This window comes from Limnohabitans sp. Hippo3 (assembly GCF_003063665.1).
Classification (GTDB): Bacteria; Pseudomonadota; Gammaproteobacteria; order Burkholderiales; family Burkholderiaceae_C; genus Limnohabitans_A.
Genome location: NZ_NESF01000006.1, coordinates 26,410 through 43,043, shown reverse-complemented (window position 1 = coordinate 43,043; position 16,634 = coordinate 26,410). Strand labels below are relative to the sequence as shown.

12 protein-coding genes are annotated in these 16,634 nt (G+C 61.7%); 10 read left to right on the top strand and 2 right to left on the bottom strand.

Features of this window, described 5'->3' with window-relative positions; genetic code table 11:
- Positions 1-164: 164 nt before the first annotated feature.
- The 10 genes from gyrA (at position 165) to B9Z34_RS08405 (ending at position 12,182) form a co-directional block, all read left to right on the top strand.
- Positions 165-2,807 carry a DNA gyrase subunit A gene (gene gyrA, locus B9Z34_RS08450; RefSeq protein WP_108427684.1) on the top strand — a complete coding sequence of 881 codons (2,643 nt, stop codon included), beginning with the start codon at positions 165-167 and terminating at the stop codon, positions 2,805-2,807.
- A gap of 3 nt (positions 2,808-2,810) precedes the next feature.
- Positions 2,811-3,902 (top strand): 3-phosphoserine/phosphohydroxythreonine transaminase, encoded by a 1,092-nt coding sequence (serC, locus tag B9Z34_RS08445; protein ID WP_108427683.1) that lies wholly within the window; start codon positions 2,811-2,813, stop codon positions 3,900-3,902.
- A gap of 36 nt (positions 3,903-3,938) precedes the next feature.
- Positions 3,939-5,039, top strand: coding sequence for a prephenate dehydratase (pheA, locus tag B9Z34_RS08440; protein WP_108427682.1), 1,101 nt, complete (start codon positions 3,939-3,941; stop codon positions 5,037-5,039).
- A gap of 7 nt (positions 5,040-5,046) precedes the next feature.
- The gene (locus B9Z34_RS08435; RefSeq protein WP_233249499.1) at positions 5,047-5,943 is read left to right on the top strand and encodes a prephenate dehydrogenase/arogenate dehydrogenase family protein; all 897 of its coding nucleotides are present in this window, start codon (positions 5,047-5,049) and stop codon (positions 5,941-5,943) included.
- Positions 5,944-5,947: 4 nt separating this feature from the next.
- On the top strand, positions 5,948-7,933 hold the full coding sequence (locus B9Z34_RS08430; RefSeq protein ID WP_108427680.1) for a bifunctional 3-phosphoshikimate 1-carboxyvinyltransferase/cytidylate kinase: 1,986 nt from the start codon (positions 5,948-5,950) through the stop codon (positions 7,931-7,933).
- A 177-nt stretch (positions 7,934-8,110) separates the two neighbouring features.
- Positions 8,111-9,790, top strand: coding sequence for a 30S ribosomal protein S1 (gene rpsA, locus B9Z34_RS08425; protein WP_108427679.1), 1,680 nt, complete (start codon positions 8,111-8,113; stop codon positions 9,788-9,790).
- A gap of 112 nt (positions 9,791-9,902) precedes the next feature.
- Entirely contained in the window at positions 9,903-10,217 is a 315-nt protein-coding gene (locus B9Z34_RS08420) for an integration host factor subunit beta (protein ID WP_108427678.1), read from the top strand.
- Positions 10,218-10,325: 108 nt separating this feature from the next.
- Entirely contained in the window at positions 10,326-10,613 is a 288-nt protein-coding gene (locus B9Z34_RS08415; RefSeq protein ID WP_108427677.1) for a lipopolysaccharide assembly protein LapA domain-containing protein, read from the top strand.
- Positions 10,603-11,760, top strand: a complete 1,158-nt coding sequence (gene lapB / locus B9Z34_RS08410) for a lipopolysaccharide assembly protein LapB (protein ID WP_108427676.1) — start codon at positions 10,603-10,605, stop codon at positions 11,758-11,760. Before B9Z34_RS08415 ends, lapB begins: the two co-directional genes overlap by 11 nt.
- A gap of 122 nt (positions 11,761-11,882) precedes the next feature.
- Positions 11,883-12,182 (top strand): helix-hairpin-helix domain-containing protein, encoded by a 300-nt coding sequence (locus B9Z34_RS08405; RefSeq protein WP_108427675.1) that lies wholly within the window; start codon positions 11,883-11,885, stop codon positions 12,180-12,182.
- A gap of 3 nt (positions 12,183-12,185) precedes the next feature.
- Here B9Z34_RS08405 and B9Z34_RS08400 read toward each other — a convergent pair whose 3' ends face one another.
- Together B9Z34_RS08400 and B9Z34_RS08395 are read right to left on the bottom strand one after the other, a co-directional pair.
- Positions 12,186-15,866, bottom strand: coding sequence for a hydantoinase B/oxoprolinase family protein (locus tag B9Z34_RS08400; protein ID WP_108427674.1), 3,681 nt, complete (start codon positions 15,864-15,866; stop codon positions 12,186-12,188).
- A gap of 35 nt (positions 15,867-15,901) precedes the next feature.
- Positions 15,902-16,435, bottom strand: a complete 534-nt coding sequence (locus B9Z34_RS08395) for a winged helix DNA-binding protein (protein ID WP_108427673.1) — start codon at positions 16,433-16,435, stop codon at positions 15,902-15,904.
- Between the last annotated feature and the right edge of the window lie 199 nt (positions 16,436-16,634).

The window sequence follows — 16,634 nt, the reverse complement described above, 5'->3', positions numbered from 1 at the left end:
CCGTTGACAAATATTGTGCCATAGACGGAAGGCCTGTTCGTTAATTGGTGCACGTGCATGTCCGCCAACGAATCGGATGAATCCTAAATGTTGCATATACGCGACATCGGCTTGCACCTAAAATCGTGGATTCACATTGCGTCCATTTATCCCTCACTCTTTTTATGACCCAGTTCGCCAAAGAAACACTGCCCATCAGTCTGGAAGAGGAAATGCGGCGCAGCTACCTCGATTACGCCATGAGCGTGATCGTGGGTCGTGCATTGCCCGATGCGCGCGACGGCCTCAAACCTGTGCACCGCCGGGTTTTGTTCGCGATGCACGAGCTGAACAACGACTGGAACCGCCCCTACAAGAAGTCGGCACGTATCGTCGGCGACGTGATCGGTAAATACCACCCGCACGGCGACCAATCGGTGTACGACACCATCGTGCGCATGGCGCAGGACTTTTCGATGCGCCACATGCTGGTGGACGGCCAGGGCAACTTCGGCTCGGTGGACGGCGACAACGCAGCGGCGATGCGTTACACCGAAATCCGCCTGGCCAAGATCGCCCACGAGATGCTGGGCGACATCGACAAGGAAACGGTTGACTTTGGCCCCAACTACGACGGCTCGGAAAAAGAACCCCTGGTGCTGCCCTCACGCCTGCCCAACCTGCTGATCAACGGCTCGGGCGGCATTGCCGTGGGCATGGCCACCAACATCCCGCCGCACAACCTGAACGAAGTGGTCGATGCCTGCCTGCACTTGCTGCGCAACCCGGAAGCGTCGATCGACGAGCTGATGGAAATCGTGCCTGCGCCCGACTTCCCGACAGGCGCCATCATTTACGGCATGACCGGTGTCAAGGAAGGCTACCGCACCGGGCGCGGCCGCGTGGTAATGCGGGCCAAGTGCCATTTTGAAGACATTGATAAAGGCCAGCGCCAATGCATTGTGGTCGACGAGTTGCCCTACCAGGTCAACAAAAAGACCCTGCAAGAGCGCATGGCCGAGCTGGTGCACGAGAAGAAAATCGAAGACATCAGCCACATCCAGGACGAATCCGACAAGTCGGGCATGCGCCTGGTGATCGAACTCAAGCGCGGCGCGGTGCCCGAGGTGGTGCTGAACAACCTGTACAAACAGACTCAGCTGCAAGACACCTTTGGCATGAACATGGTGGCTCTGATTGACGGCCAGCCCAAGCTCTGCAACCTGAAAGACCTGATCCAGGTCTTCCTGCAGCACCGCCGCGAAGTGGTGACACGCCGCACCGTGTTCGAGCTGCGCAAAGCGCGCGACCGCGGCCATGTGCTCGAAGGCCTGGCGGTGGCTTTGGCCAACATCGACGATTTCATCGCGATCATCCGAGGCGCCCCCACACCACCCGTGGCCAAGACCGAACTGATGACCCGCGCCTGGGACAGCCAGATGGTGCGCACCATGCTGACCCGTGCCCGGGACGATGGCTCGGTGGTCAACGCCGACGATTACCGCCCCGAAGGTCTGGAGCGCGAATACGGCCTGGGCCAGGATGGCCTGTACCGCCTGTCGGACACGCAAGCGCAAGAGATTTTGCAAATGCGTCTGCAACGCCTGACCGGGCTGGAGCAAGACAAGATCGTGGCCGAATACAAAGAGGTGATGGCCGAAATCGAAGACCTGCTGGACATCCTGGCCAAGCCCGAGCGTGTATCGACCATCATTGGCGACGAGCTGGGCACCGTGCGTCAGGAATTTGGCCAGACCAAGATTGGCTCTCGCCGCAGCGAGATCGAACACAGCGCACAAGACCTCTCGACCGAAGACCTGATCACGCCCACCGACATGGTGGTGACCCTCTCGCACAGCGGCTACATCAAGAGTCAACCGCTGAGTGAATACCGTTCGCAAAAACGCGGCGGCCGGGGCAAGCAAGCCGCCGTCACGAAAGAAGACGACTGGATCGACCAACTCTTCATCGCCAACACCCACGACTACCTGCTGTGCTTCTCCAACCGCGGCCGCTTGTATTGGCTCAAAGTCTGGGAAGTGCCTGCGGGTTCACGCGGATCGCGCGGCCGCCCCATCGTCAACATGTTCCCGCTGCAAGAGGGCGAGAAGATCAACGTGGTCCTGGCCCTGACCGGCGAGGCGCGCACCTTCCCCGATAACCAATACGTGTTCATGGCCACCTCCATGGGCACGGTCAAGAAAACCTCGCTCGACGAATTCAGCAACCCCCGCAAGGGCGGCATCATTGCCGTCAATTTGGATGAGGGTGACTTCTTGATTGGCGCAGCCCTGACGGACGGCCAACACGATGTGATGCTGTTCAGCGACGGTGGCAAGGCCGTGCGCTTTGACGAAAACGATGTGCGTCCACTGGGCCGCAGTGCCCGTGGCGTGCGCGGCATGATGATCGAAGAAGGCCAGAGCGTGATCGCCATGCTGGTGGCCGAAGATGAAACCCAAAGCGTGCTCACCGCCACCGAAAACGGCTACGGCAAACGCACCAGCATCACCGAATACACCCGCCACGGCCGTGGCACCAAGGGCATGATCGCCATCCAGCAATCCGAGCGCAATGGCAAAGTCGTCGCCGCCACCTTGGTGCACGCCGATGACGAGATCATGCTGATCACCGACACAGGTGTTTTGGTGCGCACCCGCGTGGCCGAAATCCGCGAGCTGGGCCGCGCCACACAAGGCGTGACCCTGATCGGTCTGGACGAAGGGGCCAAACTCTCAGGCCTGCAACGCATCGTCGAAAACGACGCGAATGCCGCCGAGGGTGATGCGGATGCTTCGACCGACGACAGCGCACCTGCCGCGGAATAAGGCATGAGCAGAGCGTTCAATTTTTCGGCGGGGCCCGCCGTCATGCCCGAGGCCGTTTTGCAGCAAGCTGCGGCCGAAATGTTGGACTGGCACGGCTCGGGCATGAGCGTGATGGAGATGAGCCACCGCGGAAAGGAGTTCATCAGCATCTACGAGCAGGCCGAAGCGGACTTGCGTGAGCTACTGGCTGTGCCCGCCCATTTCAGGATTTTGTTCATGCAAGGCGGTGGCCTGGCCGAGAATGCCATCGTGCCGCTCAACCTGTCGCAAGGCGGGGCCATGGATTTTGTGCTGACAGGCAGCTGGAGTCAGAAGTCGCACAAAGAAGCCGGTAAATACGGTGTTGCACGCGTGGCCGCTTCGTCCCAGACCGACGGGTTCACCACTCTGCCCACCCCCGCCACGTGGCAGATCGGTGCGGACAGTCGCTATGTGCACATCTGCGGCAACGAAACGATCCACGGCGTGGAGTTCCACGAACTGCCCGACCTGAAAGCCCTGGGGTGTGACGTCCCTCTGGTGGTGGATTTTTCCTCTCATGTGGCTTCCCGCCCGGTGGATTGGTCTCGCGTGGGTCTGGCTTTTGGTGGTGCGCAAAAAAATTTGGGGCCTGCGGGCCTGACCTTGGTCATCGTGCGCGAAGACCTGATCGGCCATGCCCTGCCACATTGCCCGAGCGCCTTCGACTACAAACTGGTGGCCGACAACCAGTCGATGTACAACACGCCGCCCACTTACAGCATCTACATTGCCGGGTTGGTGTTCCAGTGGCTCAAGAAAAACGGCGGCATCGCCGCCATGGAACAGCGCAACATCGCCAAGGCCCAGCTGCTGTACGACTTTCTCGACAGCTCCAGCCTGTACGTCAACAAGGTCTCCAAGGACTGCCGCTCACGCATGAACGTGCCCTTCTATTTGCGTGACGAGTCGCGCAACGAAGCCTTTTTGGCGGGTGCCAAAGCGGCCAATCTGCTGCAACTCAAGGGCCACAAATCGGTCGGCGGCATGCGTGCCAGCATCTACAACGCCATGCCTCTTGAAGGTGTGCAGGCTCTGGTGGCCTACATGCGCGAATTTGAAAAAACACAGGCCTGAGGTCCCTCAACCAGGCCGCCAGAAAGTACAAGAGACATGAGCCAACAACCCATCCAGTCGGACGCCTTGGGCGCTTTGCGTGTGCAAATTGATGCACTGGACAAGCAACTGCTGAGCCTGCTGAACCAGCGCGCCCATGTGGCCGAACAGGTCGGCGAGATCAAACGCGCCGAAGGCTCACCCTTCTTCCGACCCGACCGCGTGGCGCAGGTCATCGACAAGATCACCAGCGCCAACCCAGGCCCCCTGAAAAACGAACACGTCGCCTCCATTTGGCGCGAAATCATGTCGGCCTGCCTGGCGCTGGAAGCCCCGCAGCGCGTGGCGGTGCTTGGGCCCCAAGGCACGTTCTGCGAACAGGCGGCCATTGAATTTTTTGGCAGTGCCGCCAACCTGATTTACTGCGCCAACTTCGACGAAGTCTTCCACGCCACCGCCGCAGGCACCGCCCAATACGGCGTGGTGGGCATGGAAAACTCCACCGAAGGCGTGGTGGCCCGCTCGCTCGACTTGTTCCTGCGCTCGCCCGTGCATGTGGTGGGCGAAGTCAGCTTGCAGGTGCGCTTCAATTTGCTACGCCAGCTCAACTCGGACGCAGGCATCGAGGTCGTGATGGCCCACCCGCAGGCGCTGGCCCAGTGCCAGGGTTGGCTGTCCAAACATTTGCCGCACGTAGAGCGCCGCGCTGTGTCGAGTAATGCCGAAGGCGCCCGCCTGGCGGCCACCAACCCGGCCTGGGCTGCTTTGGCCAGCGAACGCGCGGCCAGCCAGTTTGGCCTGCACATCGTGCACCACGCCATCCAGGACGAAGCCTTCAACCGCACCCGCTTTGCCGTGATCGCCTTGCCGCAAACCCTGGCCACACCACCGGCTTCAGGCAAAGACTGCACCAGCCTGGTGGTGTCGGTGCCCAACCGACCCGGTGCGGTGCACGATCTGTTGGTGCCGCTCAAGAACAACGGCGTGTCCATGACCCGCTTCGAGTCACGACCCGCCAAATCCGGCCAGTGGGAGTATTACTTCTACATCGACCTGCAAGGCCACATCAGCGAGCCCCATGTGGCGGCGGCCCTGCAAGAGTTGCAAGGTCTGTGCGCGTTCTACAAGGTGCTGGGTTCCTACCCAGTTTCCGAGTGAGCGCAGCGTGACATTCCAACGCCTCGCGCTGATCGGCTGCGGCCTGATGGGGGGCTCTTTCGCGCTCGCCCTGCGCAAAGCAGGTGGGGTGCAACACATCACTGGTTTCAGCGCTTCAGAAAAAACCCGCCAACGCGCTGTCGATTTGAAAGTCATCGACCAGGCCTGCACTTCAGTAGCAGAAGCCGTGCAAGGGGCCGATCTGGTCTTGCTGGCGGTGCCCGTGGGTGCCATGCACGACAGCTTTGCCGCCATGCGCGAGGCGCTGGGACCCGATGCCCTGCTGATGGACGTGGGCTCGACCAAATGCGATGTGGTGGCTGCTGCGCAAGCCGCCTTGGGCGAACGCCTGAACTGCTTTGTGCCGGCCCACCCGATTGCGGGCAAGGAAGTCGCGGGCATCGAGCACGCCGAGGCCACGCTGTACCAAGACCGCCGCACCATCCTCACGCCGCTGCCCCAAACCGGCATCCACAAAATGCAAGCCGCGCACGACGTCTGGACGGCCGTGGGCAGCCATGTCAGCGCCATGACGCCCGAAGCCCATGACGCCACGTTTGCGGCCGTGAGCCATTTGCCGCACATGCTGGCTTTTGCAGCGGTGAACGCCCTCACGGCCCAACCACAGGGCACGGCATTCCTAGAAATGGCGGGCCCCGGTTTCCGAGATTTTTCACGCATCGCCGCCAGTGACGCGTCGGTGTGGCGCGACATCCTGAGCGCCAACCATGCCGAAGTCCTCTTGCAAGTGGCGCACTTTCGTGCAGCACTCGACCAATTTGAAACCGCCCTTCTTTCGGGCAACACCACCGCGCTGCAACAGCTGATTCAACAAGCCAGCGATGTACGCTCGGGCTGGACGCTGCAAGCGGGCAATGCTTGCAACAACGCCACTGAAGATTGACACCATGTTCTCCACCGCTTTCCTTGATCTGCCACCTTTGCAAGGCGCGTCCGGCACCGTCACCCTGCCCGGCTCCAAAAGCATTTCCAACCGCGTGCTGCTTCTCTCGGCGCTGTGCCAAGGCACCACCGTGGTCCACGACCTGCTGGACTCGGACGACACCCGCGTGATGCTGACCGCGCTGCGCCAACTGGGCTGCGGCGTTCAGGTCGATGGCACCACAGTGACCATCACCGGCTTGGGCGGCCGTGCCTGGCCCACCGAGGCGATCGAGTTCTTCATGGGCAACGCGGGCACGGCCATGCGCCCGCTCACCGCTGCACTGGCGGTACAAGGTGGTGACTTCACCCTCAAAGGCGTGCCCCGCATGCATGAACGCCCCATTGGCGACCTGGTCGATGCGCTGCGTGAGCTGGGCTGCGCCATCGACTACCTGGGCAACGAGGGCTACCCGCCCCTGCGCGTGCGCCAGCCCACACTCCAGCTGGACAAACCCATCCCCGTGCGCGGCGATGTCTCCAGCCAATTCCTCACCGCGCTGCTGATGGCCCTGCCCTTGGCGGCCCAAGACCGGGCCATCACCATCGAGGTGGTGGGCGAACTCATCAGCAAGCCCTACATCGAGATCACGCTCAATCTGCTGGCCCGCTACGGCATCGCCGTGGAGCGTCAGGGCTGGGAGCGCTTTGTGATCCCGGCAGGCAGCCGCTATCAGTCGCCAGGCACAATGCATGTCGAAGCCGACGCCTCTTCGGCCAGCTACTTCATTGCGCTGGGCGCCATCGCGAAAGGCAATGGCATCCGCATACAGGGCGTTGGGGCCGACTCGATCCAGGGCGACATCCGCTTCATGGACGCCGCTGCGCAAATGGGCGCGAAGATCACCAGCGGCCCCAACTGGCTCGAAATCCACCGCGGCGCCTGGCCGCTCAAGGGTCTCACCCTCGATTGCAACCACATCCCCGATGCCGCCATGACGCTGGCCGTGATGGCGCTGTATGCCGACGGCCCCACCACGCTGCGCAACATCGCCAGCTGGCGCGTGAAGGAAACCGACCGCATCGCGGCCATGGCCAATGAAAGCCGCAAGCTCGGGGCTAATGTGGAAGAAGGCCCGGACTGGATCACCATCCACCCCCTGCCTGCGGGCCAGTGGCAACGCGCCAGCATCCACACCTACGACGACCACCGTGTGGCCATGTGCTTCTCGCTGGCGACCTTCAACGCAGACCAGGTTCCGGTGCGTATCGAAGACCCCAAGTGCGTGGCCAAGACCTTCCCGGACTACTTCGAGGCCTTGTTCTCGGTGGCGCACACAGCCGCCCACAACATCCCGGTGATCTGCATCGATGGCCCCACCGCATCTGGCAAGGGTACGCTCGCCAGCCGGGTGGCCGCGCAGCTCGGTTACCACTACCTGGACTCGGGTGCACTCTACCGCGTGACGGCTTACGCAGCTTTGCAAGCGGGCCTGACGCTCGAAGCCGCCGACGAAGCCGCCATCGCCAAGCTGGCCCGCAACCTGCCCGTGCGCTTTGAAGGCGAGCAGGTCCTGCTGAACAACGTGGACGTGACCGACGCCATCCGCAGCGAACAAGGCGGCATGAACGCCTCCAAAGTGTCCGTTTTGCCTGCCGTGCGCGAAGCTTTGGTGCAGCTGCAACACAGCTTTCGCCGACTGCCCGGCCTCTTGGCCGACGGCCGCGACATGGGCACGGTGATCTTTCCGAATGCCTCTTTGAAGGTGTTTCTGACCGCCAGCGCCGCCCAACGGGCCGAAAGACGGCATAAGCAATTGATTTCTAAGGGTTTTTCGGCTAATATCGACAGTCTTCGCGCTGACTTGGAAGCACGTGACGCCCGGGACATGTCCCGCAGCGTGGCGCCTTTGATGCCCGCGCAAGATGCCTTGCAACTGGACAACTCCAGCCTCTCCATCGAAGCCTCGGTGGCGCAGGTACTGGACTGGTGGCAAAGTAAGAGCTGCTGACCTGTCAGCGGCTCACAGTGGTCCACACCGCTCCCTTCCGTGCCGACAGGCACATCGGCGGTGTGGGTTGTTCAACCTGACCGCGGTTCACACCGCAAAAAGAAACCGCCACAGTCAGCTCCTGGAAACGACGCATGTCGCGCTCGTCAGTCCTGCACTTGTGGATGAGGAAATCACATGTCTGAATCTTTTGCCACCCTCTTTGAGGAATCCCTGCAACGTACCGAAATGCGCCCCGGTGAAGTCATCACCGCTGAAGTGGTGCGCATCGAACACAACTTCGTCGTGGTCAACGCCGGCCTCAAGTCCGAGTCGTATGTTCCCCTCGAAGAGTTCAAGAACGACCAGGGTGAAGTCGAAGTCCAGGTCGGCGACTTTGTCTCCGTGGCCATTGGCTCCATCGAAAACGGCTACGGCGACACCATCTTGTCCCGCGACACCGCCAAGCGTCTGGCTTCGTGGATGTCTCTGGAAAAAGCACTCGAATCCGGCGAATTCGTCACTGGCGTGACCAGCGGCAAAGTCAAGGGCGGCCTGACCGTGTTGGTCAACGGCATCCGCGCCTTCCTGCCCGGCTCTTTGGTCGACACACGTCCTACCAAAGACCTGTCACCCTATGAGAACAAGACCCTGGAATTCAAGGTCATCAAGCTTGACCGCAAGCGCAACAACGTGGTGTTGAGCCGCCGCGCTGTGGTGGAAGCCTCCATGGGCGAAGAGCGCGCCAAGCTGATGGAAACATTGCGCGAAGGCTCCATCGTTCACGGTGTGGTCAAGAACATCACCGAATACGGTGCATTCGTGGACCTGGGCGGCATTGATGGCTTGCTGCACATCACCGACATGGCCTGGCGCCGTGTCCGTCACCCTTCCGAAGTGGTGACCGCTGGTCAGGAAATCACCGCCAAGATCCTCAAGTTCGACACCGAGAAAAACCGCGTGTCCTTGGGCCTCAAGCAAATGGGCGACGATCCTTGGATGGGCGTGAACCGCCGCTACCCACAGGGCACCCGCATGTTCGGCAAGATCACCAACATCGCCGACTACGGCGCGTTTGTGGAACTCGAGCCCGGCATCGAAGGCTTGGTGCACGTGTCTGAAATGGACTGGACCAACAAGAACGTGGCCCCATCCAAGATCGTGGCTCTGGGCGACGAAGTCGAAGTCATGGTCCTAGAGATCGACGAAGACAAGCGCCGCATCAGCTTGGGCATGAAGCAGTGCCGTGCCAACCCATGGCAAGAGTTTGCTCAAAACACCAAGCGCGGCGACCGCGTCAAAGGCCCGATCAAGTCGATCACCGACTTCGGCGTGTTCGTGGGCTTGGCTGCCGGCATCGACGGCCTGGTGCACCTGTCCGACCTGTCCTGGAACGAAACCGGCGAAAACGCCGTGCGCGAATTCAAGAAGGGTCAAGAAGTCGAGGCTTTGGTCTTGGCTGTGGACGTGGACCGCGAGCGCATCAGCTTGGGCATCAAGCAGCTCGACTCCGATCCTTTCACCACCTTCACTTCCATCAACGACAAAGGCCAGATCGTCACCGGCAAGGTCAAGTCTGTGGATGCCAAGGGCGCTGAAATCGACCTGGGCGAAGACATCGTGGGTTACCTGCGTGTGTCCGAAATCTCGCGTGACCGCGTGGAAGACGCCAGCCATGTGCTCAAAGTCGGCGACGAAGTCACCGCTGTAGTGGTGAACGTGGACCGCAAGACCCGCAACATCCAGTTGTCCATCAAGGCCAAGGACCAAGCTGACCAGCAAGAAGCCATGGCTTCGCTGTCGCAGCAGGCCAAGACCGAAAACGCTGGCACCACCAGCCTGGGCGCTTTGTTGCGTGCCAAGCTCGACAACAACTGATCCTCGTGATCTGAAGACGCTTGCTGTCTGAAAAGCCTGCCCCTGTCATGGGGGCAGGCTTTTTTCAGGTCCGTGCCTGAGTCAGCCACAAGCCACCCAACACATTGACATCATGACCCGCTCCGATCTGGTTGAAGAACTCGCCGCCCGCTTTGCGCAGCTGACCCACCGTGACGCCGAATTGGCCGTCAAGACGGTGCTCGACGCCATGAGCGACGCGCTGGTCAAAGGTCACCGCATCGAGATCCGCGGCTTTGGCAGCTTCTCCATCAACCGCCGCCCACCCCGTATCGGCCGCAACCCTCGATCTGGCGAAAGCGTTCAGATTCCTGAAAAACGCGTACCCCATTTCAAGCCCGGCAAAGCCCTGCGCGAAGCCGTGGACGCTGGCACCGCCAACCCCGCCACAGGTCAAGCCAAACCTTGATGCGTGCTGCGGACCACGCTGCAAGCAGCGTCAGCCCGCCCGTCTGCCGCAGCGACCCTCGTGGCATCGACCGGCCCGTTAGAATGAAGTCAGATTCCGAGGTCTTCCATGAAACGTCTGCTTCGGCTGCTTCAGTGGCTACTGAAAGCCGCCGTCTTTTTCACCCTGTTTGCTTTTGCGCTGAACAACCAGCAAGAAACACGTGTCAACTTCTTTTTCGGCACGTTTTGGTCGGCACCCACAGTTTTGGTGGTGCTGTCCGCGTTCAGTCTGGGGGTGGTGGTGGGCGTCTTGGGCATGGTGCCCCGGTGGTGGCGGCACCGCCACGCCATGCGCCTGAATTCAGCCACCAACGCAGAGTCGAAACCTGCACCAGAAGCCTCCCATGGAACTTGATCTGACCTGGATTTTGCTGGGCCTGCCTGCGGCCTTTGCCTTGGGCTGGATCGCATCGCGCCTCGATTTGCGCCAGATGCGCATCGCCAACCGCCAGGCACCGCGGGCCTACTTCAAAGGTCTGAATTACCTGCTCAATGAACAGCAAGACAAAGCGATCGACGCCTTCATCGAGGCCGTTCAAAACGATCCCGACACGTCTGAATTGCACTTTGCACTGGGCAATCTGTTTCGCCGCAGGGGTGAATACGACCGCGCCGTGCGTGTGCACGAACACCTGCTGTCACGCGCCGACCTGAGTGGGGCCGATCGGCAACGCGCCCAACATGGCCTGGCGCTTGACTACCTGAAGGCGGGATTGCTGGACCGCGCTGAAGAAGCACTGCGCAAACTGGAGGGCACCTCCTACGAAGGTCAAGCCCGGCTGGCACGGCTGGCGATTTACGAGCGATCGCGCGAATGGCCTGAAGCAGCCCGGGTGGCCGGTTTGCTGGATAAGTCAGGCGAAGCCAATTTCGACATGCGCCTGGCCCATTACCAATGCGAGCAAGCACGCGAAGCCGTTCAACAAGGCGACACGGCCAAAGCCACGGAACTGTTGACCGCCGCCATTCAGACCACCCCCGAAGCCGCCAGACCCCGCATCTTGCTTGGGCAATTGCAGCTGTCTCAAGGACAGGCTGCACAAGCGTTTGAGACCCTGTCGGTGCTGTTTGAACGCGTGGACGTGGCCGCCCCCTTGGCGGTAGCCAGTTTGGTCAAAGCCGCTCAAGCGGCCGACTTGTCCGGACCCGCGACGCAAATTCTCAAGGCACATTACGACAAGCTGCCCTGCATCGATGTGCTCGACGCCATCACAGCGCTGACCTCAGACTCGGCGGAGCATGCAGCGGCATCACACCAGCGCTACCTCGACCATTTGAACCAACACGCCTCCCTGATGGCGGCCACCCGTTGGTTGGTCGACGAACACAGCGCCACCAAGCCCTTGCCCGCCCCGGTGCAAAAAGCACTGGAACAGGCCATTCGGCCCCTGGCCCGATACCGATGCGCTGCCTGCGGATTTGAGGCCAAAGAACACTTCTGGCATTGCCCGGGTTGCCAAGCCTGGGACAGCTACCCGCCCAGACGCATTGAAGAGTTGTGAAGGTCTGGCTTGAAACACCTTGTTTCAAGTCATGCCAGCAACGCCCTTCACCCATCTGACCTGCCCCAGCACAATGAACGCCGCTGCAGAGAACTGCAGCGCCAACGCAGGGAGAAATCGGTATGCGCCACACCATCAGCACAGGGATTGTGTCCATGCTCCTGACGGGCATCGCCTGGGCACAAGTGGACCTGAACAAGGCCCAGGAAATCGAACTGGACGGCCTGAATGGCTTAGGGCCGACCATGACTCGGGCCATCATGAACGAACGCCAAAAAGCCCCCTTCCGGGACTGGACAGACGTGATGCAACGCGTCAAAGGCATCGGCCCCAAAAAAGCGGCCAGCCTGTCAGAGCAGGGGGTACGGGTGCAAGGCCAGTCCTATGGCCAAGCCCCTGCATCCCCCATGAAAAAGCCTTGAGCCTCAGATCGAAGCGTCGGACTCGGTCACGCCAAAACCACCGCCGCCCGGGGTGTGGATCTCGAACACATCGCCCACTTGCATCTCGACCTGGCCGATGTGCGCGAGCTCTTGCACAGTGCCATCTCGGCGCACAACCCGGTTGATGCCCGGCAGGCCGCTGTCCCCACCCGCCATGCCAAAGGCCGGGTGAACGCGCCCGTTGGACAAAATGCCCGCGGTCATGGGTTCCAAAAAGCGCACCCGGCGCACACCGCCGTCACCGCCGCGCCAGCGCCCCGCGCCGCCTGAACCTTGGCGGATGGCATAGCTGTCCAGCCGTACAGGAAAGCGGAACTCCAGCACCTCGGGGTCGGTCAGGCGCGAATTGGTCATGTGGGTCTGCACCACCGAGGTGCCGTCAAAACCGCCCACCAACTGACCTTGTGCGTCGTAGCGACCGCCCGCACCACTGCCGCCCGAAATCGTTTCGTAGTACTGCACCCGCGCATTGCCAAAGGTGAAATTGTTCATGGTCGGCTGGCTGCCCGCCATCACACCCAAAGCGCCAAACAGCGCGTTGGTGATGCAGGTTGAGGTTTCCACATTGCCCGCCACCACCGAAGCGGGCGGGTTCGGGTTGAGCATGGAGCCCTGGGGAATGATGACCTTGAGCGGCTTCAGGCAACCCGCGTTCAGCGGGATGTCGTCATCCACCAGGCTGCGGAACACGTACAGCACCGCCGCCATGCACACCGCCCGAGGAGCGTTGAAGTTGTTCGGCAATTGGGCGCTGGTGCCGGTGAAGTCGATCTCGGCCGTGCGCTCGGCCGCATTCACCCGCACCGCCACCTGGATCTGCGCGCCGTTGTCCAGCGGCAAGGTGAAAGCACCGTCTTTCAGCCGTGTGATGACGCGGCGCACCGATTCTTCAGCGTTGTCCTGCACATGGCGCATGTAGGCCTGCACCACGTCCAGGCCAAACTCTTCCACCATGCGACGCAGCTCCTGCACGCCTTTCTCGTTGGCAGCAATTTGCGCCTTCAGGTCGGCCATGTTTTGCTGTGGGTTGCGCGAGGGGTATTCGCCACTTTGCAGCAGCGCCACCATCTCGGCTTCGCGCAGACGCCCGGCTTCGACCAATTTGACGTTGTTGATCTGTACACCCTCTTCTTCGATCCGCGTGGAAAACGGCGGCATGGAGCCTGGCGTCAAGCCCCCCACATCGGCGTGGTGCCCGCGTGAGCCCACATAAAACACCGGCTCAGCGTGACCGTCCAGATACACCGGGGTGATCACCGTGATGTCGGGCAAATGCGTGCCGCCGTGATACGGGTCGTTCAGCACAAACACATCACCCGGCTGCATGCGCCCTTTGTTCTCTTGAATGACGGTCTGGATGCTCTCGCCCATGGAGCCCAGGTGCACCGGCATGTGGGGCGCGTTGGCGATCAAGTGCCCTTCGGCGCTGAACAAGGCGCAGGAGAAGTCCAGGCGCTCCTTGATGTTGACCGAGTAGGCGGTGTTCTGCAGCTGCAAGCCCATCTGCTCGGCGATGTTCATGAACAGGTTGTTGAACACTTCGAGCAGCACCGGGTCGGCCTGTGTGCCCGCCGCATGCTGCACCGCCCGCGCCTGCACGCGCACCAGCAGCAAATGATCCAGAGAGGTCAGACGCGCTTGCCAGCCCGGCTCCACCACCGTGGTGGCATTCTTCTCGGCAATGATGGCCGGGCCGTCGATCACATCGCCCGGGCGCATGTCTTCGCGAACCACCAGGGCAGCGTCTTGCCACTGGGCCACGCCTTGCGCGTTGGCCGCGTACACCCGCACCGTGTCACGGCGCGGCACTTCGCGCTCGGGTTGCAGCGTGTGGACAGCCTCTTCAGGCGCATCGCCGGGCAGCACCGCCTCGACCGATACCGCCTCGACCACCAGGGCCTTGCCCTGCATCAAGAAGGCAAAGCGTTGGCGATACGCAGCCTCAAATCCCGCCACCAATTGGTTCAAATCACCCCAGGGCACGACCAGCGCCGAGTCGGTGCCTTCGTAGCGCAAATGCACGCGTTGGCGCAGCTCGATGCGGTCGGTAATGGAGGCCTCTGCACCCATTTGCGCCAGCAAGGCTTGGCGCGAGGTCTCGCCCAAAGCCAGCAAGCGTTCGGCCATCAAAGGCATGGCCGCAGCTTCCAAGCGACGCTCCACCGATTCCTCGCGCATCACGTTCTGGTCGGCTAGGCCCATGCCGTAAGCCGACAGCACACCCGCCAGCGGGTGCACCAGCACCTGCGACATGCCCAAGGCATCGGCCACCAGACACGCATGCTGCCCGCCTGCGCCGCCAAAGCACTGCAAGGTGTAGCGCGTCACGTCGTAGCCCCGCGCCACCGAGATTTTCTTGATGGCGTTGGCCATCTGCTGCACCGCGATCTGGATGAAACCATGCGCCACATCTTCGGCGGCGCGACCGGTTTGCTGGGCCAGTTTTTCAAAGTGCCCGCGCACCACCTCGGCATCCAGCGGCTGGTTCGCATCCGGTCCAAACACCGAGGGGAAAAACCTCGGTTGCACCTTGCCCACCATCACGTTGGCATCGGTCACGGCCAGCGGCCCGCCCCGGCGGTAACTGGCCGGACCCGGGTTGGCCCCCGCGCTTTGCGGCCCCACCCGAAACCGCGCACCGTCATAGGCCAGCAGGGAGCCGCCGCCTGCCGCCACGGTGTGGATGCTCATCATGGGCGCACGCATGCGCACACCCGCCACCTGGGTTTCGAACTCGCGCTCGAACTGCCCGGCAAAGTGCGACACATCGGTGGACGTGCCGCCCATGTCAAAACCGATCACCTTGTCATGCCCCGCCAGCTGCGCCGTGCGGGCCATGCCCACAATGCCGCCCGCCGGACCGCTCAAGATGGCGTCCTTGCCCGCAAACACCTGGGCGTCGGTCAAACCGCCCGAAGACTGCATGAACATCAGTTTCACACCCGGCATTTCGCTGGCCACCTGGTCCACATAGCGGCGCAGGATAGGCGACAAATACGCGTCCACCACCGTGGTGTCGCCCCGGCTGACCAGCTTCATCATCGGGCTGGTCTGGTGCGAGGTACTGACCTGCGTGAAGCCGACTTCACGCGCCAGCCGCGCCGCCGCTTGCTCGTGCGCCGTGTGCCGCCAGCCGTGCATGAAAACCACCGCCACCGAGCGCACGCCTTGGCTGTGCCAATGCATCAATTGGGTGCGCAAATGCACTTCATCGAGCGGCTGCAAGACCTCGCCATCCACCGCCACACGCTCTTGCGCCTCAAGCACCGCGCTGTAGAGCAATTCGGGCAGCACGATCTGGCGGTCAAACAAACGCGGGCGGTTTTGGTAGGCGATGCGCAGCGCGTCGCCAAAACCCTGTGTGGTCACCAGCAGCGTGGCCTCGCCCTTGCGCTCCAGCAGCGCGTTGGTGGCCACGGTGGTGCCCATCTTCACACATTCAACCTGTTCAGGTGTGACGGGTTCACCAGGCTTCAAGCCCAGCAAATGGCGGATGCCCGCCACCGCCGCATCGCGGTATTGCTCGGGGTTTTCGGAGAGCAGCTTGTGCGTGACCAAAGTGCCGTCAGGCCGCTTGCCCACCACGTCGGTGAAGGTGCCGCCCCGGTCGATCCAGAATTGCCAACGGTTTGTGCCAGCGGGTGGGGTGTGGGGTTCAGTCATAGGTCGCTCAACAATCTGAATTCAAAACATCAATTTCACAAAGAAGCAGCGGCACGCGCCGCCTGGTCGTACATGCCCGAGAGCACACGCAGCAATCGGGCCAGCTCGCCAATGTCGCGGTTCAGGCCATCGTCGGCCTTGAGCGCATCGATCAGGCAGCTCTCGCGGATTTCGCGGTAACGCTGCACATAGCCGCGCCCTTCATCGGTGGCCGCATAGGTCACTTCCTTGCCGTGTTTTTGCGACATCACCACCCCCAGGCCTTGCAGCTTTTTCAGGGCGTAATTCACCAGATGGGTGTCTTCGATGTTCATGATGAAACAGATGTCGGCCAGGCGCTTGTCACGCGCGCGGTGCGTGACGTGGTGCAACACCAGCACATCCAGCGGCGTCAGGTCCTTGAGGCCGGCAGCCGCCATGCAGTGGATGATCCAGCGGTGAAACGCGTTGCCTGCCACGATCAGGCCGAACTCGAACTCGCTCATCTCGGCGCTGTCGGGCGAGACGAGGTGGGCCGAGGACACGATAGGGCTGGCGGCAGAGTTGCTGAGGGAATTTTTGCGCGGCATGGGTTCTATCAAGGCTTGGAAGATGAGAAAGTCTATGCCCGATGCCGACAATTTGCCAACAATTTGTTGACATTAAGGGAAAACACCGATCACGGATCGGGCCCGCCTTGCCTACAGTGAGCACCTGACAGATGCACCCGATGCGCGCGCTAAGCGGGCACCTTTCTTGCACTGCCCAGTGAACCGTTCATTTCCATCT

Excerpts from the sequence above, each read along its gene's own strand:
- B9Z34_RS08395 (WP_108427673.1), bottom strand. The coding sequence starts at position 16,435 with ATGCCGCGCAAAAATTCCCTCAGCAACTCTGCCGCCAGCCCTATCGTG.
- gyrA (WP_108427684.1), top strand. The coding sequence starts at position 165 with ATGACCCAGTTCGCCAAAGAAACACTGCCCATCAGTCTGGAAGAGGAA.
- B9Z34_RS08400 (WP_108427674.1), bottom strand. The coding sequence starts at position 15,866 with ATGACTGAACCCCACACCCCACCCGCTGGCACAAACCGTTGGCAATTC.
- B9Z34_RS08415 (WP_108427677.1), top strand. The coding sequence starts at position 10,326 with ATGAAACGTCTGCTTCGGCTGCTTCAGTGGCTACTGAAAGCCGCCGTC.
- B9Z34_RS08405 (WP_108427675.1), top strand. The coding sequence starts at position 11,883 with ATGCGCCACACCATCAGCACAGGGATTGTGTCCATGCTCCTGACGGGC.
- rpsA (WP_108427679.1), top strand. The coding sequence starts at position 8,111 with ATGTCTGAATCTTTTGCCACCCTCTTTGAGGAATCCCTGCAACGTACC.
- serC (WP_108427683.1), top strand. The coding sequence starts at position 2,811 with ATGAGCAGAGCGTTCAATTTTTCGGCGGGGCCCGCCGTCATGCCCGAG.
- lapB (WP_108427676.1), top strand. The coding sequence starts at position 10,603 with ATGGAACTTGATCTGACCTGGATTTTGCTGGGCCTGCCTGCGGCCTTT.
- pheA (WP_108427682.1), top strand. The coding sequence starts at position 3,939 with ATGAGCCAACAACCCATCCAGTCGGACGCCTTGGGCGCTTTGCGTGTG.
- B9Z34_RS08430 (WP_108427680.1), top strand. The coding sequence starts at position 5,948 with ATGTTCTCCACCGCTTTCCTTGATCTGCCACCTTTGCAAGGCGCGTCC.
- B9Z34_RS08420 (WP_108427678.1), top strand. The coding sequence starts at position 9,903 with ATGACCCGCTCCGATCTGGTTGAAGAACTCGCCGCCCGCTTTGCGCAG.